Origin of the sequence: Rhodococcus sp. T2V, assembly GCF_029269925.1 — a bacterium.
In the GTDB taxonomy this organism is placed as follows: Bacteria; Actinomycetota; Actinomycetes; order Mycobacteriales; family Mycobacteriaceae; genus Rhodococcus_F; species Rhodococcus_F koreensis.
The window spans coordinates 47,682-68,458 of record NZ_JARJBD010000054.1 but is presented as its reverse complement, the minus strand read 5'-3'; the positions used below and the strand labels follow the sequence as shown (position 1 = coordinate 68,458).

18 protein-coding genes are annotated in these 20,777 nt (G+C 67.0%); 13 read left to right on the top strand and 5 right to left on the bottom strand.

The features are described from left to right. Positions 1-101: 101 nt before the first annotated feature. Positions 102-1,568, bottom strand: a complete 1,467-nt coding sequence (locus tag P3H15_RS34275) for an aldehyde dehydrogenase family protein (RefSeq protein ID WP_276141319.1) — start codon at positions 1,566-1,568, stop codon at positions 102-104. A gap of 63 nt (positions 1,569-1,631) precedes the next feature. After that, positions 1,632-3,122: an aldehyde dehydrogenase gene (locus P3H15_RS34270; protein WP_276141318.1), complete on the bottom strand. Its 1,491-nt coding sequence runs from the start codon at positions 3,120-3,122 to the stop codon at positions 1,632-1,634. A gap of 104 nt (positions 3,123-3,226) precedes the next feature. Here P3H15_RS34270 and P3H15_RS34265 point away from each other — a divergent pair, with 104 nt between their 5' ends. After that, positions 3,227-4,576, top strand: a complete 1,350-nt coding sequence (locus P3H15_RS34265; protein ID WP_276141317.1) for an FAD-dependent oxidoreductase — start codon at positions 3,227-3,229, stop codon at positions 4,574-4,576. A gap of 40 nt (positions 4,577-4,616) precedes the next feature. Here the strand turns inward: P3H15_RS34265 and P3H15_RS34260 are convergent, their stop codons facing one another. Next, positions 4,617-5,837 (bottom strand): MaoC family dehydratase N-terminal domain-containing protein, encoded by a 1,221-nt coding sequence (locus P3H15_RS34260; protein WP_276141316.1) that lies wholly within the window; start codon positions 5,835-5,837, stop codon positions 4,617-4,619. A gap of 109 nt (positions 5,838-5,946) precedes the next feature. On the opposite strand from P3H15_RS34260, the gene P3H15_RS34255 reads away from it, so the two are divergent. The 9 genes from P3H15_RS34255 to P3H15_RS34215 all read left to right on the top strand — a co-directional run bounded on the left by P3H15_RS34255 (position 5,947) and on the right by P3H15_RS34215 (position 15,024). Beyond that, positions 5,947-7,134 (top strand): acyl-CoA dehydrogenase family protein, encoded by a 1,188-nt coding sequence (locus P3H15_RS34255; RefSeq protein ID WP_276141315.1) that lies wholly within the window; start codon positions 5,947-5,949, stop codon positions 7,132-7,134. Next, positions 7,131-8,234, top strand: coding sequence for an acyl-CoA dehydrogenase family protein (locus tag P3H15_RS34250; protein ID WP_276141314.1), 1,104 nt, complete (start codon positions 7,131-7,133; stop codon positions 8,232-8,234). Before P3H15_RS34255 ends, P3H15_RS34250 begins: the two co-directional genes overlap by 4 nt. Positions 8,235-8,247: 13 nt before the next feature. Beyond that, complete coding sequence (locus tag P3H15_RS34245) at positions 8,248-9,021, top strand: FadR/GntR family transcriptional regulator (RefSeq protein ID WP_276141313.1); 774 nt, start codon at positions 8,248-8,250, stop codon at positions 9,019-9,021. Positions 9,022-9,274: 253 nt separating this feature from the next. Next, positions 9,275-10,480, top strand: a complete 1,206-nt coding sequence (locus tag P3H15_RS34240; protein WP_276141312.1) for an acyl-CoA dehydrogenase family protein — start codon at positions 9,275-9,277, stop codon at positions 10,478-10,480. Between the two features lie 82 nt (positions 10,481-10,562). Further along, entirely contained in the window at positions 10,563-11,714 is a 1,152-nt protein-coding gene (locus P3H15_RS34235) for a thiolase family protein (RefSeq protein WP_276141311.1), read from the top strand. A gap of 73 nt (positions 11,715-11,787) precedes the next feature. Continuing rightward, a complete protein-coding gene (locus P3H15_RS34230) occupies positions 11,788-13,299 on the top strand; it encodes a class I adenylate-forming enzyme family protein (RefSeq protein WP_276141310.1) in 1,512 nt (503 codons plus the stop codon). A gap of 29 nt (positions 13,300-13,328) precedes the next feature. Then, positions 13,329-14,132, top strand: coding sequence for an SDR family NAD(P)-dependent oxidoreductase (locus tag P3H15_RS34225; RefSeq protein WP_276141309.1), 804 nt, complete (start codon positions 13,329-13,331; stop codon positions 14,130-14,132). Next, positions 14,129-14,596: a MaoC family dehydratase N-terminal domain-containing protein gene (locus P3H15_RS34220; RefSeq protein ID WP_276141308.1), complete on the top strand. Its 468-nt coding sequence runs from the start codon at positions 14,129-14,131 to the stop codon at positions 14,594-14,596. Before P3H15_RS34225 ends, P3H15_RS34220 begins: the two co-directional genes overlap by 4 nt. Further along, a complete protein-coding gene (locus P3H15_RS34215) occupies positions 14,593-15,024 on the top strand; it encodes a MaoC family dehydratase (RefSeq protein ID WP_276141306.1) in 432 nt (143 codons plus the stop codon). Before P3H15_RS34220 ends, P3H15_RS34215 begins: the two co-directional genes overlap by 4 nt. 447 nt (positions 15,025-15,471) lie before the next feature. Here the strand turns inward: P3H15_RS34215 and P3H15_RS34210 are convergent, their stop codons facing one another. Beyond that, a complete protein-coding gene (locus tag P3H15_RS34210; protein ID WP_276141305.1) occupies positions 15,472-16,488 on the bottom strand; it encodes a phosphotransferase family protein in 1,017 nt (338 codons plus the stop codon). Positions 16,489-16,558: 70 nt separating this feature from the next. Continuing rightward, the gene (locus P3H15_RS34205) at positions 16,559-17,392 is read right to left on the bottom strand and encodes an NAD(P)-dependent oxidoreductase (RefSeq protein WP_276141304.1); all 834 of its coding nucleotides are present in this window, start codon (positions 17,390-17,392) and stop codon (positions 16,559-16,561) included. A 102-nt stretch (positions 17,393-17,494) separates the two neighbouring features. Between P3H15_RS34205 and P3H15_RS34200 the strand changes: the two genes are divergently transcribed. Genes P3H15_RS34200 through P3H15_RS34190 form a run of 3 tightly spaced genes read left to right on the top strand, consistent with a single transcriptional unit; the run spans position 17,495 to position 20,363 of the window. After that, a complete protein-coding gene (locus P3H15_RS34200) occupies positions 17,495-18,226 on the top strand; it encodes an enoyl-CoA hydratase/isomerase family protein (protein ID WP_276141303.1) in 732 nt (243 codons plus the stop codon). Then, entirely contained in the window at positions 18,226-19,497 is a 1,272-nt protein-coding gene (locus P3H15_RS34195; RefSeq protein ID WP_276141302.1) for an acyl-CoA dehydrogenase family protein, read from the top strand. Before P3H15_RS34200 ends, P3H15_RS34195 begins: the two co-directional genes overlap by 1 nt. A gap of 14 nt (positions 19,498-19,511) precedes the next feature. After that, complete coding sequence (locus P3H15_RS34190) at positions 19,512-20,363, top strand: enoyl-CoA hydratase/isomerase family protein (RefSeq protein ID WP_276141301.1); 852 nt, start codon at positions 19,512-19,514, stop codon at positions 20,361-20,363. Positions 20,364-20,777: the final 414 nt, after the last annotated feature.

Genomic DNA, 20,777 nt, shown 5'->3' with positions numbered 1-20,777 from the left:
GCGAAGGCATTGACAACAGTCCTGACCGGCAGAGGGGAAGGGGAAGTCTGCCGCCCCCAACCTCGCACCGAAACAAGACAGAACTAAGCAGCGACACGCTACTAGTCGAGTGCGACATACACATTCTTGAGGTGTAAGAACTCCTCGATCCCTGCCCGCCCTCCCTCGCGGCCGAAGCCGCTGTTCTTGATGCCGCCGAACGGGGTCGTGGCCGGCATCGGATTCATGCCGTTCACGGAGATGAAGCCGGCCTCGAGGCGGTCGGCGACGCGGTGGGCGCGTGCAACGTCGCGGGTATGGATGTATCCGGCGAGACCGAACGATGTGCTGTTGGCTTTGGTGATGGCCTCGTCCTCTTCGCTGAATCGGATCACCGACAGCACGGGGCCGAACACCTCGTCCTGCGCGAGGGAACTGGTGTGGTCGACGTCGCCGAAGATGGTCGGCGTCACATAGTAGCCATTCGAGTCGAGTGACGCACCGCCGGTGAGCAATTGGCCGGCATTCTCGGTCTTGGCTCTATCGACGACGCCGAGAATGCGATCGCGGGCGCCCGCGGTGATGACCGGTCCGACCTCGGTGGCCTGGTCGAGTGGGTCGCCGATCCGTAGTTCCTCGACCGAGGTCACCAACTCCTCGATGAATCGGTCGTAGATCGAGTCCTGCAGGAGAAGGCGGGTGGGCAACATACAGCCTTGGCCGGTGCCGAGGAGGAACATGGCGGCGGTCGCGGCGCTGCTGACCGGATCGGCATCGGCGAAGACGATGTTGGCGGATTTGCCGCCGAGTTCCATAACGACGGGTGTGATGGTCTCGGCCGCGGCTGCAAGGATCTTGCGGGCCGTGAGGAGGCCCCCGGTGAAGGTGATCTTGGCGACGTCGGGATGGCGGACGATCGCTTCGCCGGTTTCCGGTCCGCCGGTTACGAGGTTGAGCACTCCTGGCGGGAGGCCGGCTTCGAGGCAAATTTCTGCGAACCGGATGGCTGCGAACGGGGCGAGCTCGGCCGGCTTCATCACGACGGTATTTCCGGCAGCAAGCGCGGGGGCGACCTTCAACGCCGCCGTTGCGAGCGGTCCGTTCCATGTGAGCAGGGCACCAATCACGCCGTACGGCTCGTACTTGATGTAGTCGAATCCGGCGCTGGGGTAGATGGGGGCTAGCTCGCCACCGATCTTGTCTGACCACCCGGCGTAGTACCGGAACTGGTCGACGGGCATTGCGACTCCGTAGGCCCGTGAGAGTGGCACGCCTGATTCCAAGGCGTGTACGACCGTCAGCTGCTCGGCGTTCGCCTCGAGCAGATCGGCGATCCGGTTCAGGATGCGACGCCGCTCGCTCGGACTGGTGTCCCGCCAGGCCGGAAAGGCTCCTTTGGCGGCGGCGACCGCTGCGTCGACCTCCTCGGCGCCAGCGAGTAAGAACGTCCCGAGCTCACTGCCGGTAGTCGGGTTGATCTTCGCCATGCTGCCCGCGCTGCCGACGAGAAGGCGCTCGTCGCCGATCAGCAGCGAAGCCTCGGGAAGGAATCGCTCAACGGCGTCGTCATGGGTGTAGCTGATGGTCACGGGACTCCCTCGTGGGTGGTGGCGCCGGGCACGGCCGCTCGACTGTGCCCGGGTGGATCAGGGTCAGGACGTGAGATGCACCGATTTGGGCTCGAGGAATGCTTGGAGCCCCTCCACACCGCCTTCCCGGCCGAGACCGGACTGCTTATACCCACCGAACGGCGTCGTGACGTGGGAACCCACGAAGCCATTGATCGTCACCGTGCCAGACCGGATACGGCGAGCGATCTCGAACGCTCGGTCCGCGTCGGCGCTGAAGACCGCGCCTCCGAGCCCATACACGCTGTCATTTGCGATCGCGATGGCGTCCTCGATGTCGCGGAAGGTGATCACGCTGATCACCGGCCCGAAGATCTCCTCCTGCGCCACGCGTGAGGCATTGTCGACGTCGATCAGCACGGTCGGCTCGAAGAAGTAGCCGCGATCGAGGTGTTCAGGTCGGTTGCCGCCCACTGCGACGGTCGCACCGTCCTCGACGGCCTGCTTGACGTACGCCTCAACGCGTTCGAGGTGCCGCGCTCCGGCGAGCGGACCGGTGGTGGTCGACTCGTCGTGGGCGTCGCCGACCACGAGTTGACTGATGCGTGCAGTCATCGCCTCGACGAGCTCGTCGCGACGGGCTTCGGACACCAGTACGCGCGTCAGGCCGAAGCACGCCTGGCCGGTGTTGACCAGGCCACCCATGACGAGGGGGCCGATAACCTGGTCGAGGTCGGCGTCGTCGAGCACGATCGCCGCCGACTTTCCGCCGAGCTCGGCGGTCACTCGTGCGATGCGTTGCCCAGCGGTGGCGAGGATCTGCTTAGCCACGGCGGTGCTGCCGGTAAAGGTGACCTTGTCGACGAGCGGGTCGGCGACGAGCGCCTCGCTGGCTTCTCGGTCTGCGACGACGATGTTGACGACGCCGTGCGGGATGGTGCCTGAGCGGGTGAGGTCGTCGATGACCTCACCGACGATGTTCGCGGCAAGTGGCGTCTCGGGCGGTGCCTTCAGCACGACGGTGCACCCGGCAGCGAGCGCGGGGCCCAGCTTCATGCACACCATCGAAAATGGACCGTTGAACGGAATGATCGCGGCAACTGTGCCCAGCGGCTCGTGCAGCACGCGGGTGGTGCTGCCGTCGAGGCGCTTGCGGGACTCCGCGAACTCGAACGTGCGGGCGAGGTCGGCGTAGTACCTCAGGTACGTGCTCCCGAACTTGACCGAGTTGCGTGTCATCGAGATCGGGGCGCCGATCTCGGCCGTGGCGACCTGGGCAAGGTCCTCGGACCGTGCGCTCACCCCGGCGAGGATTGCCTCGATCACGTCGGCACGCTGGTCGGGGGTGAAGGTCGACCACGGGCCGCGGTCGAACGCGTCGCGCGCCGCGCGGACGGCGAGCTGCACGTCGGCAACCGACGCCTCGCGCACGCGGTGCACCACTTCCTCGGTCGACGGGTCGACGACCTCGAGCATTCGCGCGCCGGTGGTTTCGAGCCACTCACCGTCGATGAACGCTGTCTCCCGGTCCGCGAAGAGGCCGGTATCTGTGGTGGAGCGGTTGGCGGTGGTCATATAAGTCCTCCGATGATGTGAAGCAGGTCTCACGATGTTCTATAAAGTATCCTAAATGCAGGGCCTGTTCAAGGGACCGGCGGTCTACTCGCGGAAGGGATCGAATGAGTTGGGATCATCGTGCGGGGCTTGTCGTTGTCGGTGCCGGAATGGCGGGCCTCACTGCCGCTGCGGCCGCTGCGCGTAGTGGCGTCGAGGTCGTGGTTGTCGAGAAGGCGGAGGCCATAGGTGGGTCGGCCGCACTGTCCGGCGGCTTCTTCTGGACCATGCGCGACCTCACCCTCATGCGGGAGCTGATCCCGGACGGCGACCCGGAGTTGCAACGGGCGGTGATCGACGACTACCCGAAGGCGACCGCTTGGCTCGAGTCGATGGGAGCCATGCTCGGCCCGCAGCTCACCCCGAGCAACGTGCCGGCCGGAGTCGGGCACCTGTTCGACAACCACGGATACCTTCACGCCTGTTGCCGTGCCGTCGAGGCGGCCGGCGGCGTCGTGCTGGTCGCCGCCCGGGTCACGGACCTTGTCACCACCGGCGATCGCGTCGTCGGGGTCGTGATCGAGGACCGTGACGGGACATCCCGCATTGGATCGGACTGGATCCTGCTCGCCACAGGTGGGTTCCAGGCGGACCCGATTCTGAGGGCCGACTATCTCGGTGCCCAGGCCCGCGATGTGCTGCTTCGGTCGAACCCGTGCAGCACCGGGGACGGACTCTTGCTCGGCCGATCGGTCGGAGCCACCACCACGGCATCGATGACCGGGTTCTACGGGCACCCGATCGCCACGCCTCGGAACCGCCCGTTCATCCCCGGGGACTTCGCACGACTCTCGCAGTCGTCGTACGCACCGTTCGCTGTACTCCTCGACCGCACCGGCCGACGGTTCGTCGACGAGTCCCGGGGGCATCCGACGCAGGTCCAAGCAATGATCGACCGTCCCGCCCAGCGGGCTGTCCTTGTAGCCGACGAGCGCCTGCGCCGAATGTACGCCACCCGGGCGCAAGCGCCGGGTGTCGAGGTCATCGACCGCCCCGCCGAAGCTGCCGCGTCCGGCGCGCGAGTGGCACGGGCCGACACGCTCGCCGGCCTGGCGCACCGGATCGCCGCATGGGGGTACCCGGAGTCTGTCGTGGTCGCGTCGGTCGAACAGTTCAACCGTGGCGTGACGACCGCTGCGCCAATGGCCCCAGGTCGGCGAACCCACCGGGCGCCCCTCGACGAGGCGCCGTATTTCGCCGTCGAGGTGGAACCGTCGATCACCTTCACCCACGGCGGTCTGCGCATCGATGCGCAGGCTCGAGTCCTGCGCGAGAACGGTGCGCCCGTGCCGGGACTGCTCGCGGCGGGCGTCGACGGGGCAGGGGTCCATTGCGTCGGCTATGCAGGCGGCCTTGCGACCGGGGCGGTATTCGGTCTACGTGCGGCAGCACTGGTGGCGTCGACCCGGGCGTAGCCCGCCGAGCCGACGCCACGTCACACAGCAGTTGCTCTGCTCAGGCCGGGGGCTCGGGAAGCGTGACAGGGCCGTGCTCGCGTGACGAGACGAGGATCGTGGCGTCGCCGCGGATGTTCTCGTCGCCTCGCTGATTCACCCCGCTCAACGTGAGCTCGACCAGTGGACCGAGTTCGGGGTCGATGCGCTTATCGGTGACGGTGCCGGTGACCCACGTCGTGTCTCCGACATAGTTGAACCGACGGAACTCGCCGCGTACCCGGTAGACCCAGCCGTCGTCGCCCGAGAAGTTGGTGCAGTAGTTCACCAGCCACGTCCACCGCAGGGGTCCGATGTCATAGGCCGCAGGGACGCCGATCCGCTGCGCTCCGCCGTCGTCCCAGTGGATCCGCATGATCGCGTCCCACGCGCCGAAGTCGTCGCGGCTGTAGAACCCGCGGAGTTTCTTGCGATTCTCGCGGCCAAGGCGCATAGCGGGGAATCCGTATCCGTACCAGCCGGCGCCCATGAAGAAGTTGATCAGGTCGGTCACGACCATCGGGCCCTTGACCATGGTCGGCGTGGTCTCGCCGACCACGACGTCCTCGTAGTAGAGGGTGTCGGCGCCGCGGACGAACTCTGCGTCGTACAGCGCGTCGATCGCCTCGATCTCCTCGGGTGTGTACGAAGCGCGTTCCTCGGCGGGCTTGCTCTTGCGGCCCGTGGAATCGACCTTCTTGCGTTCGGCATGGATGTACCAGGGGCGGCGGCGAGCGACGACGGTGCCTTCCTCGTCCCACCACGTGTTCTCGTTGGTGCAGATCACCGAGCGCCCCGCGAAGGTGGACTCCTTCTCGCGGACGTCGGCGAGCACCCCGCTTCGGGTCAGCGTTTGGCCCGGGGTGATCGGGCGGTAGAACCAGCCCTCGTGGCCGGCATTGAAGAGGTGTACGCCGCGGAGTGCGCCACGTGTGCGCTGGATCAGTTCCTCGGACGGCGCCGGGGAGCGGTCGAGGCCCATGGTCCATTCGTAGCCTGGCGGGGCGATCATGCCGCCCCAGCGGGTCGAGTCGCCGTAGGTGCGGTCGGTGTACAGCGGGTTCAGGTCGCCGTAGCCGTGGGTGAATTGCCGGATGCTATCGGCGGACGCCGTCTCGTTCCACGGCCAGGTCACGACGCCGGTCCGCATGGTCGGGTTCGGATAACCGATTCGTTCGCGCATCATCTCGATGGCCTCGTCGGTGATCTGGCCGTGGAGTAGTCCGTCAGAAATTGCAGACATTGCGTCATCCTTGCGTAGGTCGTCCCTCAGGTATTAAGTATACTTATCTACGGCACGATGGTGTCTACCGCAAGGGGCCGACGCAGGTTCCACGATCGAGAGGACCCCGATGGACGCAGCGGCTGAGCAGTACCGCGCCGAGATCCGGACCTGGCTCACCGAGCGCTCGCCTCAAGGCTGGCGCGAGACGGTCCAGGCCAAGGACGAGGCGGGCGTGGTCGAGTACTACCGCGACTGGACGCGCCGCCTGCACGGCGCCGGTCACCTGGTCCCACACTGGCCGATCGAATTCGGCGGCCGCGGTCTGGGCGTCGCCGGTCAGGTTGTCCAGCAGCAGGAGTTGAGTTTCGCCGACGCTCCCCGTCCGCGTCCCATGGCTATCTCGCTGGGACACGCGGCGGCGACCCTGATGGAGCACGGCGACGCGGAGCAGAAGAAACTGGTCGCCGCGATCCTCGACGGCGAAATTTTCTGCCAGGGCTTCTCCGAGCCGGGCGCCGGCTCCGACCTCGCTGCGCTGCGCTGCAGGGCCGAGCGCGACGGCGACCGCTACATCGTCTCGGGCCAGAAGACGTGGTCGAGCTTCGCCCGGTACGCCTCCTGGTGCCTGCTGCTCGCGCGCACCGACGTCGACGCACCGAAGCACCGTGGCATCTCGTTCTTTCTCGTCGACATGCGCTCGCCGGGCATCACGGTTCGTCCGATCAAACAGGCCACGGGCTCCGCGGAATTCTGCGAGATCTTTTTCGACGACGTCGAGGTCCCGGCGTCGATGCGAATCGGCGCGGAGGGCGAGGGCTGGCGCATAGCGCAGACCACCCTCACCAATGAACGCGCCCTTCAGCTGATCGAGATCACCTCGGCGCTGCGCTCCTCCTACGACCGCCTAGTCGCCACGACGGCGGCCCCGGCCGTCGGCGGCACGGCGTTGCTCGACGATCCCGCGCTGCGGCAGCGCTTCGCCGAGGTCGGGCTGACCATGGAAGTGCTCAAGGCGCTAAGCGAGCAGTCGCTGACACGGGTCGCTCGATTCGACGACATCGGCCCGTTGTCGTCGGTGCTCAAGATTTCCCTGAGCAAGGCTTTACAGGACTTCACCCGACTCGCCTCCGAGACCGAGGGCGTGGCCGGGTTGACCGACCCTGGCGAGCCACGTGAGGTTGGGTACGTGTCAGGGCGTCACTTCACCGACCATGTGCGGTCGTGGACTTGGACGATCGCCGCCGGAACCAACGAGATCCAACGAAACATCATTGCCGAGCGGGTGCTCGGCCTGCCGAGGGAGCCCCGCGCGTGACTACTGACAGCTCTGATCGCGAATTTCTCGCCGAAACCACGGGTCGTGTCGTTTCGGCCCATGCCCCGCTTGGCAACCTGGAGAAGGTCGTGCAGGCCGATCCAGGTCACGACCCTGAGATGTGGCAGAGGCTCGTGCAGCTGGGCGCGTCCGCGCTGCTTGCGCCGGAGGAGTTGGGCGGCCTCGGGCAAACCCTTGCCGAGGCGACCGTGGTCGCCATCGAACTTGGTCGCGCGGCTGTACCGGGTCCGTTCCTGAGCAGTGCGGTGGCTGCTACGAGTCTGCTGGCCGCATTGCCGGCGGGCCCGGCCCGCGACGGCCTGCTCGAGCGGCTGGCTGCGGGCGCCGTCACAGCGGCTGTCGTCGACGCGACGCGCGCGTCGGTCAAGATGGCGGAAGAGGGCACTGTATGGCGCATCGACGGCGAGGCGACCTTCGTGCTCGGCGCTGATTCCGCAGACGTGCTGGTCGTCCACGGGGCCGACATCGTGCTCGTGGTCGAGGCGGTCGACGCCCAACGCACTCCGACGCCTATGTCGGACCAGACGCGACGCATGGCGACTGTGACCTTCGGCGGAGTCGAGGTGGGCGAGGATGCCGTGGTCGCGACCGGCGAGGTCGTCGGGGCTGCGGTGGAGCGCGCTCGTCTCGAGTTCGAGCTTGCCGTTGCCGCCGACGCGGTCGGCGGCGCGGAGGCGGTGCTGGCTATTGCAGTCGAGTACGCGAAGACTCGCGAGCAGTTCGACCGACCCATCGGCTCGTTCCAGGCGATCAAGCACAAGCTTGCCGACATGCACGTCCTCGTCGAGTCAGCCAAGGCGATCGTCGCCGAGGCGGCCGATGCCTGGGTGGCTGCTGGAGCGGATGGCGCGGTGCCGGAGGTTATTACCAGGGCCGCCGTTGCCTATGCCACCGCCGCATACGTGTCGGTGGCCGGCGACGCGATTCAAGTGCACGGCGGGATCGGCTTCACCTGGGAGCACCCGTGCCATAGGTTTTTCAAGCGTTCATGGCTGAATCAGGCGCTTGTGGAAGGCCCGGCCCGGGCGCGGGCGCTCTTCGCCGACGCGATCATCGATCGCGCGCTCAGCGCGGGCTGAGGACCCGTCGCGCATGAGCATCCGCGAGGGTGTGGGCAAAAGAGGCTATTCTTTCCCCATGTCTGAGCCGCAGCGCAGTCCGGTCCTCGACCCGTCGAACGATGGCCGCAAGCTGGCGCCGAAGATTGCCGAGCTGTTGGAGCAAGAGATCATCGACGCGGGCTGGCCGGTCGGTCGGGTCATGGGTTCGGAGTCCGAGCTGCTCGCGCGGCTCGGCGTCAGCCGAGCCGTGCTCCGTGAGGCCATCCGCGTTCTGGAGCACCACGACGTCGCGTTCATGCGCCGCGGCCCCGGTGGCGGACTGGTCGTCAAGGCGCCGGACTCGGCTGCTGCAGTTCGGGCTTGCGCCCTCAGTCTCGGGTTCCGTGATGCCACGTGGGAGCAGGTCTTCGAGGCGCGCCGCGTGCTGGAGCTGCGCTCCGTCGAGATGGCTGCGCGGGATATTGACGAGACCGGTATCGCCTCGCTTCGCGAGGCGCTGGCGGCTGAGGAGCGGGCTCAGGAGGCCGGCATCGTCGGTACTCACGACCTGCACATCACCCTGGCGGAGATCACCGGAAACCCGGCCTTCGTGTTGTTCATCGACGTCCTCACTCAGCTCAGCAGCGGTGGCGGCTCGCCGGAGCGCGCTCCGGCGGCGGCCACCGAGGTCCGTCGCGCCCACGACAAGATCGTTGAGGCGGTCATCGCCGGTGACGCCTCGTTGGCCCGGCACCGCATGCAGGCGCATCTGAACGCGATGGGGCCGTGGCTCAACTCCGAACCGGCAGCGCTGCAGCACGACTGAGTCGCGACGGTCGTCGCTGCCGCACGGCGCAACCGCCTCTGCCGTCCATACGGCGGGGGCGGTGGTGCTCCTGCCGGCTCCGTGCGCCACCCACACGTATTGCCGCTCTCACTGTTCAATCGGGCGATCGCTTGATATGGTGCTTTGAGTACACTCAATTCAGCGTGGTGTGTGCACCATCACGGAATGCACACGACACCGCGATCGTCCTTCGGCCCAGGTGGGCCAGCGGCACTCAGGAAGGCCTCCAATAATGACCGGGTTCTCTGTCCCCACTGAGATCGTCCCTCTCCGGACACGCGTCGAGAAGTTCCTCGAGACACACGTCTACCCGGTCGAGCACCTGTTGCACACGCGTTCGCCGGAGGCGCTCGCGAAGCTCGCCGAGCTCGAGGCGCTTGCACGTACGGAGGGTCTGTGGGCCTTGGGCCACCCGGAGCGTCTGGGTGGCGGCGGCCTGTCGATGCTCGACTACGCCTACGTCAACGAGGTCATCGGCCGCTCGATCCCCGCCACCCAGATCTTCGGTACAACGACGTTGCAAACGGTGCTGATGATGGACCTGGTCGCCACCGATGATCAGCGTGAGCAGTGGATACTGCCGATGGTCCGTGGCGATTTCCGTCTCGCGTTCGCCATGACCGAGCCGGGTGTGAGCAGCTCCGATCCCACCCAGTTCATCACCAACGCGCGTCTCGAAGGCGACGAGTGGGTTCTGAACGGGCGCAAGTGGTTCATCAGTGCCGCCGCCCGCTCGGCCGCCACGATCGTCATGTGTCGAACCGAAGCCGAGGGTGTGCCGCTGCACGAGTCATACAGCATGTTGATCGTCCCGCGGGACACTCCGGGCTTCGAGATTGTCCGCGATGTCGAGGTCATGGGCCTGGACGGCATCATGTCCGGTCACTACGAAATCGCGTTCAACGACGTCCGCTTGCCGGCGTCGAGCCTCCTCGGCTCCCGTGGCCAGGGCTTCGAGCTGGCCCAGCGTCGCCTCGGACCGGGACGGATTTTCCACTGCATGCGCTGGATCGGTGCGTCGCAGAGGGCCTTCGACCTGATGTGCGAGCGCGCGAACTCGCGCCTGCTGAACGGCAAGCCTCTGGCCGACCGTCAGCTCGTCCAGAAGCACGTGTACGACTCGTACCAGGACATCATGGCGACCCGCCTGATGATCCTCGACGCCGCGGCTCGCCTCGACGCCGGGGAGCAGGCGCGCGTCCAGCTCAGCTCGATCAAGGTGCAGGCCGCGCACGCGGTGCACCGTGTCGTCGACCGGGCGATGCAGGTATTCGGCGCCGAGGGCATGTCAGACCTGCAGCCCCTCGAGGCCATGTACCGCGAGGCCCGCTTCGGCCGCATCGTCGATGGCGCCGACGAGGTCCACATGCAGCGCGTCGGCAAGCGGGTGCTCCGCTCCTACGCCGCCGGCACCGGGTGGGACTTCGGCCTGCAGTGATCCCGATCGCCCGGGCGCGCGCTCGCGAGCCCGGGTGATCCCCCTTCTCTCAACATGATTCGATTCTCCAAGGAGACCTCCCATGCGTGATGCCGTCATCGTCGAAGCCGTCCGCACTCCGATCGGCAAGCGCAACGGATCCCTAGCCTCGTGGCACTCGGCCGACCTGTCGGCCCAGGTATTGAGCGCCCTGACCGACCGCACCGGCATCGCGCCCGAGCAGGTCGACGACGTGATCTGGGGCTGCGTGCGCCAATCCGGCCACCAGGCCAACAACGTCGGACGCAATGCCGTGCTCGCCGCCGGCTGGCCCGAGTCCGTGCCAGCGACCACCATCGACCGGCAGTGCGGGTCCTCGCAGCAGTCGGTGCACTTCGCGGCCGCCGGGCTGATCGCCGGACAGTACGACGTCGCCGTCGCCGGCGGTGTCGAGATCATGAGCTCGATCCCGGCGGGCGCGGCCATCGCGAACCCGGATCTGGGTCATCCGACCTCCGTTTCAATTCGCCATCGCTATGGCGTCGACTTCAATCAGGGTGTCGGGGCGGAGAAGATCGCCGAGAAATGGGGCATCTCCCGCTCCCAGCTCGACGAGTTCTCCGCGCGATCGCACGAGCGCCTCGCCGCCGCGATCGACAGCGGCGCCCTGAAGCGCCAGATCGTTCCGGTCGCTGGCGCCGAGGGCCAGCTGGTCGACACCGACGAGGGTCTTCGTCGGGGCACCACAGTGGATAAACTCGCCAACCTCAAGCCCGCTTTCGTCGAGGGTGGTCAGATCCATGCCGGCAACTCTTCTCAGATCAGTGACGGCGCAAGCGCTCTGCTCATGATGACATCCGAGAAGGCGGCCGAGCTCGGCCTCGAGCCAATCGCCCGTGTCCACACCGCGACCGTCGCCGGAGACGACCCGGTGCTCATGCTCACCGCACTCATCCCGGCCACGGTCAAAGCACTCCAGCGCTCCGGGCTCTCGATCGACGACATCGGCGCATTCGAGGTCAACGAGGCCTTCGCATCGGTGCCGCTGGCGTGGATCTCCGAGATGGGAGCAGACCCTGAGCGTGTCAACCCGAACGGCGGCGCCATCGCGATCGGTCATCCGTTGGGTGCATCCGGTGCGCGGCTGATGACGACGCTCGTCCACCACATGCGGGATCAGAACATCCGTTACGGGCTGCAGACAATGTGCGAGGGTGGCGGGCTGGGCAACGCGACGATCCTCGAGCTGCTCTGACGTCATGTGAACCTGTGACACCGACCCAATTTTATTAAGTATACTCTTATCTCGATGAACCGAGGAGGATGACGTGGGCATCGAACTTCTGCTGGACATGGCTGCCGGAGGATTCGGGCAGCGACCCGTCGCCGGGAGGCTCTCCGCCGGGGTTACCCCAGAACGGCTGCGCGAGATGGCGCAGCGTGGTGGCGCCGCCGTCCGCAAGTCCGGGGCCGATGCCATCGTCTACGTAGCGGGCAACGGCCCCGAGTTCGTCACCTCGCTGTTCTCCGCGGCGTACGCCGGCGTTCCGCTCGTCCCGCTGAACTACCGTCTCGGCAGCGACCAACTCGACGGCCTGCTGAGCCGCCACCCCGACGCGTACCTCGTCGTCGACCGTGCGTCGGTGGCAGCCGACGCACGGATCCCCGAGCGAGCGGTGTCATTGACGGACTGGTGGGCCCTGCTGGACGGGCCCGCGCCGGCCGAGGCCGTAGTACCCACGGGCGACGACTCGGCTCCGGCGGTGTACATCTACACCAGCGGAACGACGTCGGCCCCGAAAGGCGTTGTGCTGCGCCACCGGAACCTGGTCAGTTACGTGCTGGGCTCCACGGAGTTCGCCTCGGCCGCCGAGCACGATGCGGCGTTGATGAGCGTCCCGCCGTACCACATTGCTGCGGTCGCGAACGTGCTCACCAACCTCTACACGGGCCGTCGACTCGTGTCGCTTGAACGTTTCGATGCTGACGGTTGGATCGAGACTGTACGCGCGGAGGCCATCACGAGCGCCTTCGTCGTGCCCACGATGCTCGCGCGCGTCGTCAGCGCACAGGGCGACAAGCACCTGCCGAGCCTGCGCAGCCTTTCCTACGGCGGCGCCCCGATGCCGGCGCCCGTCATCACCAAGGCACTGCAACTGTGGCCCGACGTCGACTTCGTCAACGCCTACGGGCTCACCGAGACCAGCTCGACTGTCTCGCTGCTGGGTCCCGAAGACCACCGTCTGGCGCTGTCCAGCGCCGACGACGTTGTGCGGGCGCGCCTGTCGTCGGTCGGCCAGCCGCTGCCGGGCATCCTGCTGGAGATCCGCGACGAGTCCGGACAGGTCGTGGGCACGGGTGAGGTCGGCCGCATCCACCTCTCGGGCGCACAGGTCTCCGGCGAGTACGCCGGTACGGGCAGCGTCACCGACGAGCGGTCCTTCTTCGACACCCGCGACCTCGGTTATCTCGACCGCGACGGCTACCTGTTCATCCTGGGCCGCGCGGACGACACGATCATCCGTGGAGCGGAGAACATCGCGCCGACCGAGATCGAGGAGGTGATGATCGCTCACCCGTCCATCCAGGACGTCGCGGTCGTCGGCTTGCCCGACGAGGAGTGGGGTCAGCGCATCGTCGCTGTCGCCATCCTCGACCCGAACGAGCCGGCCATCGTGCCCGCGGATCTTCGCACCTTCGTCGCATCGCGTCTGCGCAGCAGCAAGACGCCCGACGAGATCGAGTTCTGGAATGAGCTGCCCCGCACCGAGACCGGCAAGTTGGTCCGGCGGGTGGTCACCGCCCGGCTGCTCGATCGCTCCGGCGCCGACAGCGCCTGATCGCATCTCGCGGCGGGCGAGGTCCGATCGTGAGCCAGTATTTCGCACAACAGGAGGTAGTACACGTGGAGGGTGACCCGAGGTCGCTGTTCAGTCTCGAAGGCAAGGTCGCACTCATCACCGGAGGAAGCCGTGGTCTCGGCCGCGAGATGGCGATCGCCTTCGCGCAGGCCGGTGCCGATCTGGTGATCGCCAGCCGCAAGCAGGAGTCTTGCGACGAGGCGGCTAAGGAGATCGAGGACCTGACCGGTCGCACGGTCTTCCCGTACGCCGCGCACGTCGGGCGGTGGGAGCAAGTCGACGAGCTGGTGGAGGCCGCGTACGAGCGGTTCGGCAAGATCGACGTGGTCGTCAACAACGCCGGTGTCTCGCCTACCTACGAGAAGATCGTCGACGTCTCCGAGAAGCTCTGGGACGCGACGCAGAATGTGAACCTCAAGGGCCCGTTCCGTCTCATGGCCCTGGCCGGAACGAAGATGGCCGAGTCCGGTGGCGGCAGCATCATCAACATCAGCAGTGTCGGCTCGATCCACCCGTCGCCGACGATCATCCCCTACTCGGCCGCCAAGGCCGGCCTGAACGCCATGACCATCGCGTTCGCCCACACCTTCGGGCCGACGGTCCGGGTCAACTGCATCATGCCCGGCGGATTCCGTACCGATATCAGTGCAGCGTGGGACATGGAGACCTACAACGAGCGTACCAAGCTGTTCGCGCTCAAACGCGTCGGCGAACCGCACGAGATCGTCGGCAGCGCTCTGTACCTGGCCAGTGACGCCTCCAGCTACACCACGGGTGCGGTGTTCCCGGTCGACGGGGGGATCCCGACATGACCAGAACGTTCCGGTTCCCGATCGAGTTCGGCCACCTGCTGACCTTCCGTCGCGCCATCGGACACGACGACGGCGGCGCGCTCGACGGTCGCCACGATGCGATCACCGCGCCCCCCACGTTCGTGACCGCGGGGGCACAGTTCGATCCAGAGTCGCGGCTCCGCCCACAGCGGGGTGTGCGATGGGTGACCGCGACCGGATCGAACGAAACCGATGCCGGTGACGGTCAGGCGTCGAACGGGCGACTGTTGCACGCCGAGCAGCACTACGAGTACCACCGCGACGTCCGCCCGGGACAGGTGCTGACCGTCACGACCCGCGACGGCGCGACATGGACCAAGGAAGGACGCAGCGGCACGATGATCTTCAACGAGATCCTCACCGAGTACCGCGACCAGGACGGTGAGTTGATCGTCAGTGGACGCGCTGTGCGCGTCAAACTCCCCGCCAAGGTCGACGGATGAGCGCCGTGCTGTCGCGCGCAACCGCGACGCAAGGAGATACCTACGAGATCGTGGTCGTCGATGGACTCACCCGCACGCAGATCGTGCAATACGCGGGCGCGTCGGGAGACTTCAACCCGCTGCACACCGACGAGGCCTACGCCACCAGTGTGGCCGGGTACGACCTGCCGGTAGCCCACGGCATGCTCACGATGGGGCTGACGAGCCGTGCGGTCACAGAGTGGGTGGGCGACGGATGCCTGACATCCTTCGGCGTCCGATTCATGGCACCGGTGTTTCCCGGCGACACCCTGACCACGCGTATGGTCATCGACGCCGTCGAGCAGCAGGCCGACGACACGGTGGCTGTAAAGCTGTCGGTCGAAACGAAGAACGCGACGGGGATCGTGGTCGTCCGCGGCCACGCCTCGGCGACCCTGGCCGACTGACCAGCGGGCGCGACACCGAACAGACGACGATCATGGCCACACCCGGCTGTCTATGCGCAGTTGGTGGCCCCAGGCTGGACCGGCCCGCCGGCGACACTCTCGCCGGCGGGCCGGCTGGTGCCCGATCCAGATCATCTGACCGACACTGCTGGACCACGTCGCTGAACCCGATGCGGCGCTCCGCGATCAGTCTGCCTGCGGTCATGGAGCCCACTCGCACCCACGGGCGAGCGCAGCGCCGCCGAGACCGAGCCCGGCTCAAGGGCAGTGACGAATTATGGCCATTCCGGCGCGGTCGAGCACGCCAAAGCGGATCTAACTCGTTGTGCACATCAGGCTTGCGCCGCCGCGCCCAGTGGTCACGCGGTGGCGCAAGCCCGATGGTGCGTACTCGCCCAGCACCTCGAAGATGGGATATTTCGGTACGGCGAGCACCGACCGGAAGCTTCAGAGCAGTGCGCTCGCCGCCGCCAGCATCCGCGCCGCACCGGCCTCGCGGCCCGTGCGGCGCGGGTCGTCGGCGGGGAACTTCTTACCGATGTGCCGTGTCATGGCCGCCATCTTGAACAGCGCGGATGCGAGGAACCAGTCCATGTTCTCGGTGGCACCAGGACGGTCGGTGTGCACGCGATAATGCTCGACGACCTCCTCGGGGCTCGGCATGCCTTCGGGGGCGCGGTCCGCCCCGGGGTGGGTGTCGGGCATCGCGGTGAGCATCAGCCACGCGAGGTCGATCCGGGGATCACTGACCGCCCAGATCTCCCAGTCGAGCACCGCCGTGAGCGTCGCGTCGACGAACAGGCAGTTGCCGAGACGGAAATCGCCGTGCACCAGTGTCGGCGCGATGTCGGCTGGCACGGTGGCTAGCAGCCGCTCACGGATGAGGTCGCTCTCCTCGGAGCCGCCGGCGGCTTGCATCGTGCGGTCCCAGCGCACAAGCTCGTCGACGATAGTTACGACCGGCTCGCCGGCGCCGAAGCCGTGAACGGGGACGGCGTGCAGCGCCGCCAATCCGCGTGCAGCTGCGAAGGCCCGCCCACGGACGACATCGGCGCCGGGCAGAGTACCGCTGGCCGAGAAGATCGGCTCGACCGTAGCGCCGTCGACCAGGTTCATGAGGAATAGTGGGGGTGTCGCGGGCGGAGCACCGGCCTCGGTGAGCAGTACGCTCGGCACCGGAACGCGGCCGTCGCGCGCCAGCACCTCCAGTACGCGCGCCTGGCGCAGCACGTCGCGGTTCGCCACCGGCTCCAGACCCGGCGGCGCGATCTTGACCACGATCGACTCGCCCGAGCCACCGTTGCGTGTCAGCGTCGCGCGGTAGGTGAGGCTCGATCGCCCGCCCTCGAGGGGTTCGAGGTCGTCGATCGTGGCCTCAAGTCTCTCGCGGACGAGCGTGGCGAGGCGGGCCGCGAGCTCGCCCGGGTCCAGCTCGCGGCGACTCGGTCGGTGCTCAGTGGTCATCTGGTCCTCCTCGGGCGGCGAGTGACCTCGCGCGAAGAATTAGGATACTTTAATTGGGGATCGCGTCTGGTCATACGAAGAGGTCGGGTTCGAGAGTTTCCTCGGTCGCCCCGGGTGCCAGGTACACGGAGAAGTCGGCGACGCCCCGCTCGCGCAGCACGTCCTCGTCGATCAAGGTTTGCCCGGTGAGCTCGGCAGACGGCGAGCCAACAATCGCGTGGGCTGCGTCGGCCATGATCGCGGGTGTGCGAGTCGCCAGGCCGCTGCGCTCGGGGGACACGGCCAGTCCATTGCGCACAGCGGCGGTGTCGATCATCGTCTTCGGCCACAGGCAGTTCGCTGCGATACCGTCCGGGCGTCCGCTGGCGGCAAGGCCGAGGGTCAACATCGACATCGTGTACTTGCTCGCGGTGTAGGCGGCGTGCTCGGTGAGCCAGAACGGGTCGAGGTTCAGTGGCGGTGAAAGTGTCAGCACGTGAGCGTTTTCCGCGCGTGCCAGGTGCGGAGCGCTGTGCTTTGTGAGCAGGAAGGTGCCACGCACGTTGACGCCGAACATTAGATCGAAACGCTTTGTGGGCAGCTCGGGGGTGGTCAGTAACTCGATGGCCGAGGCGTTATTGATCACGATGTCGATTCCGCCGAAGTGGTCGACGGTTTGGTGCACCGCAGCCTCGACGCTCGCCTCGTCGCGCACGTCGCCTACGATGGCCAGCGCGCCGCCGCCGGCTTCGGTCACGGCTTGCGCGGCCGTGTGCACTGTGCCCTCCAGTCGCGGGTGTGGCGAGTCGGTCTTCGCGATCATCGCGATGTTTGCGCCCTCGCGCGCTAATCGGAGAGCGATCGCCAGCCCGATGCCGCGGCTTCCGCCCGACATCAGAACCGTCTTTCCTTCGAACGTGTTCATGCTTGTCCTTTTGGGTGTGGCACTCTAAGTCGAGTTAAGTATACTGAAATATCGACGGCGCTGTAACCCAGTTGCCGAGCCCGACGGCGAAGGATGGTTCGAGTGAGTCAAGCAGTTGTGGTCGAACGGCAGGGCGCCGTGGCCTGGATCCGGCTCGAGGCAGCCCACGGCAACGCCCTCACTCCCGAGCTGGTGGCCGACATCGGCAGTGCCTTCGACGCGGCGGAGGCAGATACATCGGTCGCCGCGATCGCCCTTACAAGCGGAGCCCGCAACTTCTGCACCGGCGCTGAACTGTCACTCCTTGGCCGGGTCGCGGTCGACCCGTTGGACGACGACAACTTCGCCGACCTCGGCGCGATCTACGAGCTCTTCTGCCGCATGCAGGACGCCACCTTGCCCACCGTCGCGGGTGTGAGCGGGAAGATCCTCGGTGCCGGCATCAACCTCGCGCTGGCATGCGACGTGAGAATCGTCGCCGATGACCTGCTGGTCCGGGGCTTCGGCGCCACCGGTGTCCACCCGGGCGGTGGCCACTTGCGTCTGCTCACGCGCGCGCTCGGTGCCCAGCAAGCGGCGGCGCTGGCCATGTTCGGCGTCACCTACGACGCCCCCGCCGCGGTCGAGGCCGGATTCGCCCTCCGCGCCGTGCCGCGTGCCGAACTCGACGAAGCGACCCTTGCGCTCGCCGCCGGTGTCGGCGACGATGCCGCCCTCGCGAGGCGCGTCACGGCCAGCCTGCGGGCAAGCCGCGGCGACGTAGTGACGCCCCGCGCCGCCGTCGCGATCGAACGAGCGGCTCAGATCTGGAGCCTTGGACGGAGAACCTACTGATGAACGAGACATTGACCGCAGCCAACCCCATCCTGCTCAAGACTGCCGCCACCGGCGACGTCGAAAGCATGCGCGCCGTGACCCGTGCGTGGATCGAAGAACACACACCGGCCGACTGGTTAGATGCCGCCCTCGCCGGCGACATGAGCCGCCTGCACGCCGTCCGCTCCGCGGAGGACTACCGGGCCTGGTACCCGGTACTCGGCGAATCAGGCTTGATCTCGGCCGCCTGGCCCACCGACTTCGGCGGTCTCGGTCTCGGCCGGGCAGCGGCGTCCGCAGTGCAGTCCGAACTCCGACGCGCCCGCCTAACGGCCCTGAACATCATCGGGATCGGCCTGGCCGCGCCGACGATCATGCAGTATGGCACGGACAGCCAGAAGCGCCGTTTGCTGCCGCCGATCGCTCAGAACGTTGATGCATGGTGTCAACTCTTCAGCGAGCCCGGCGCGGGCTCGGACCTGGCCGGACTCTCGACGCGCGCCCGCCGCACCGACAGCGGCACGTGGCTGATCGACGGGCAGAAGGTCTGGAGCAGCTTCGCCCACGAGGCCAACTTCGGCATCTTGCTCGCGCGCACCGATCCCGACGTGCCCAAGCATCAAGGCATTACCGCGTTCGCACTGCCGATGCACCACGAGGGCGTTGCGGTCCGTCCGCTGCGCAAGATCAGTGGTGACCACGAGTTCAACGAGGTCTTCATCGGAGGGGTCGAGATCGGCGACGACTTGCGAATCGGCCCCGAGGGCGCAGGGTGGGAGGTGGGCCGCGCTGTCCTCGCTTTTGAGCGAACCATGTTGTCCGGTGCCGGTTCGGGACTGCGTGAGCGCACAAGCGGATCGTCGATCCAGACGCTGGTCGATGCGGCCCGGGAGTCGGGCGCGGACAATGACCCCGTCGTTGTCGACGAGGTGGTGCGCCTCTATGTCGAGAACCAGGTGGTTCGACTCACCAACGAGCGTGCCCGAGCGCTCGGCCGTGACGGTGCGGCACCGGCACTGTTGAAGATTTTCTCGTCCGAGCACAACCAACGTCTTCAGGCCGCCCTGCTTGATGTCACCGGTGCGGCCGTCCACGAGGTAGAGGACAGCACCGCCGGTCGCCGGGTCTTCGGGTTCCTGCGTAGCCGCGGCGACACAATCGGTGGCGGTACCTCCGAGGTGCAGCGCAACAACGTCGCCGAGCGGGTGCTGGACCTGCCCAAGGATCCGTTCTCGGACCGTGACATCCCGTGGCGGGACATCCGCCGTGGACCGTCCGCGGACCAGTGACCCGTCCAGACAGGATGTTTGAAAACGTGAACGAACTAGATTACAACTCCGCCGCCATCGAGGGGCCCTGGAAGCAGCTCGTCGTGCATCGCGATGGCCACGTGCTCTGGATCGAGCTCGACAATCCCGGCGCCCTGAACGCGGTCAGCCCGATCATGCAGGACGAGCTGCATCGAGTTTGGCTGGCCTACGACAAGGACCCCGAGCTGCGGGTCGCCGTGCTGATCGGCGCGGGCGACCGCGCATTCTGCTCCGGCGCCGACGTCTCGGCCGTCGCAGACACCTCGCGCGGCCGCACCAGCGACTACGACCGGGAGACGAAGTTCACCCCAGCCCACGTCGGGGTCCGCAAGCCGATCATCTGCGTCGTCAATGGCGTCTGCGCCGGTGCCGGCCTGCACTTCGTGGCTGACTGCGACTTCGCAATCGCCTCCGAAACCGCGACTTTCCTGGACCCGCACGTCAACGTCGGCCAAGTGTCGGCGCTGGAACCGATCGGACTCGCGCAGCACCTTCCACTGGGGGCGGTGATGCGCATGGTGCTGCTCGGCAAGTACGAGCGGCTCGACGCCCAGCGTGCGTACGAGCTGGGCATGGTCACTGAGGTCGTGTCGGCGTCATCGCTGCGCGATCGTGCGCTCGAGCTGGCGCGCTGGGTGGCCGCAGGATCGCCGGAGGCAATCCGCTTAAGCAGGGAAGCGATCTATGGATCACTTGAGTCGTCGTCGCTCCACGAGAGCCTGCGTCGAGGCTTCGTGTTGATCCGAGCCCACGCCGACCACCACCCCGACGCGCAGGAAGGCCCCCGAGCATTCTTCGAGCGACGCGACCCTCAGTGGGCGTCGCTCGCCTATGACGACCTCTGAGGTCGTCATAGAAGGCTGCCTGTGTCGCCCAGGTGGCCGTGAGACACGATCCGCGGTGTCCGGCGGAGCCATCCTCGACAGGAGTTCCAACCTCCCGCAGGTTGTGGGCTGTCCAGCCTGCGAGGGGGCGAGCTCAGTGGCGTCGATCTGGTCGCAGTCCCGCCGTTTCGCGTACCGGAAGCGGCGGGACGACGACTTTGGTCGCTATCTCCATCCGCGGGAAGCAGGCCGTGGGGGGTGAAGACTTTCGAGATCGTCGCCCGGGATAGGACGGTCCACCTCTGCGACGAGCAGATCGCATGGCCGCCACGGCCGCGAGCCGGTGGGTTATGTTGACGGCGCTGTTATTCCTGGCCGCACCCCGGAGTCGGTGGATTTCGTTTCCGCCCAACTCCGGGGGCGAGGTGTTGACTC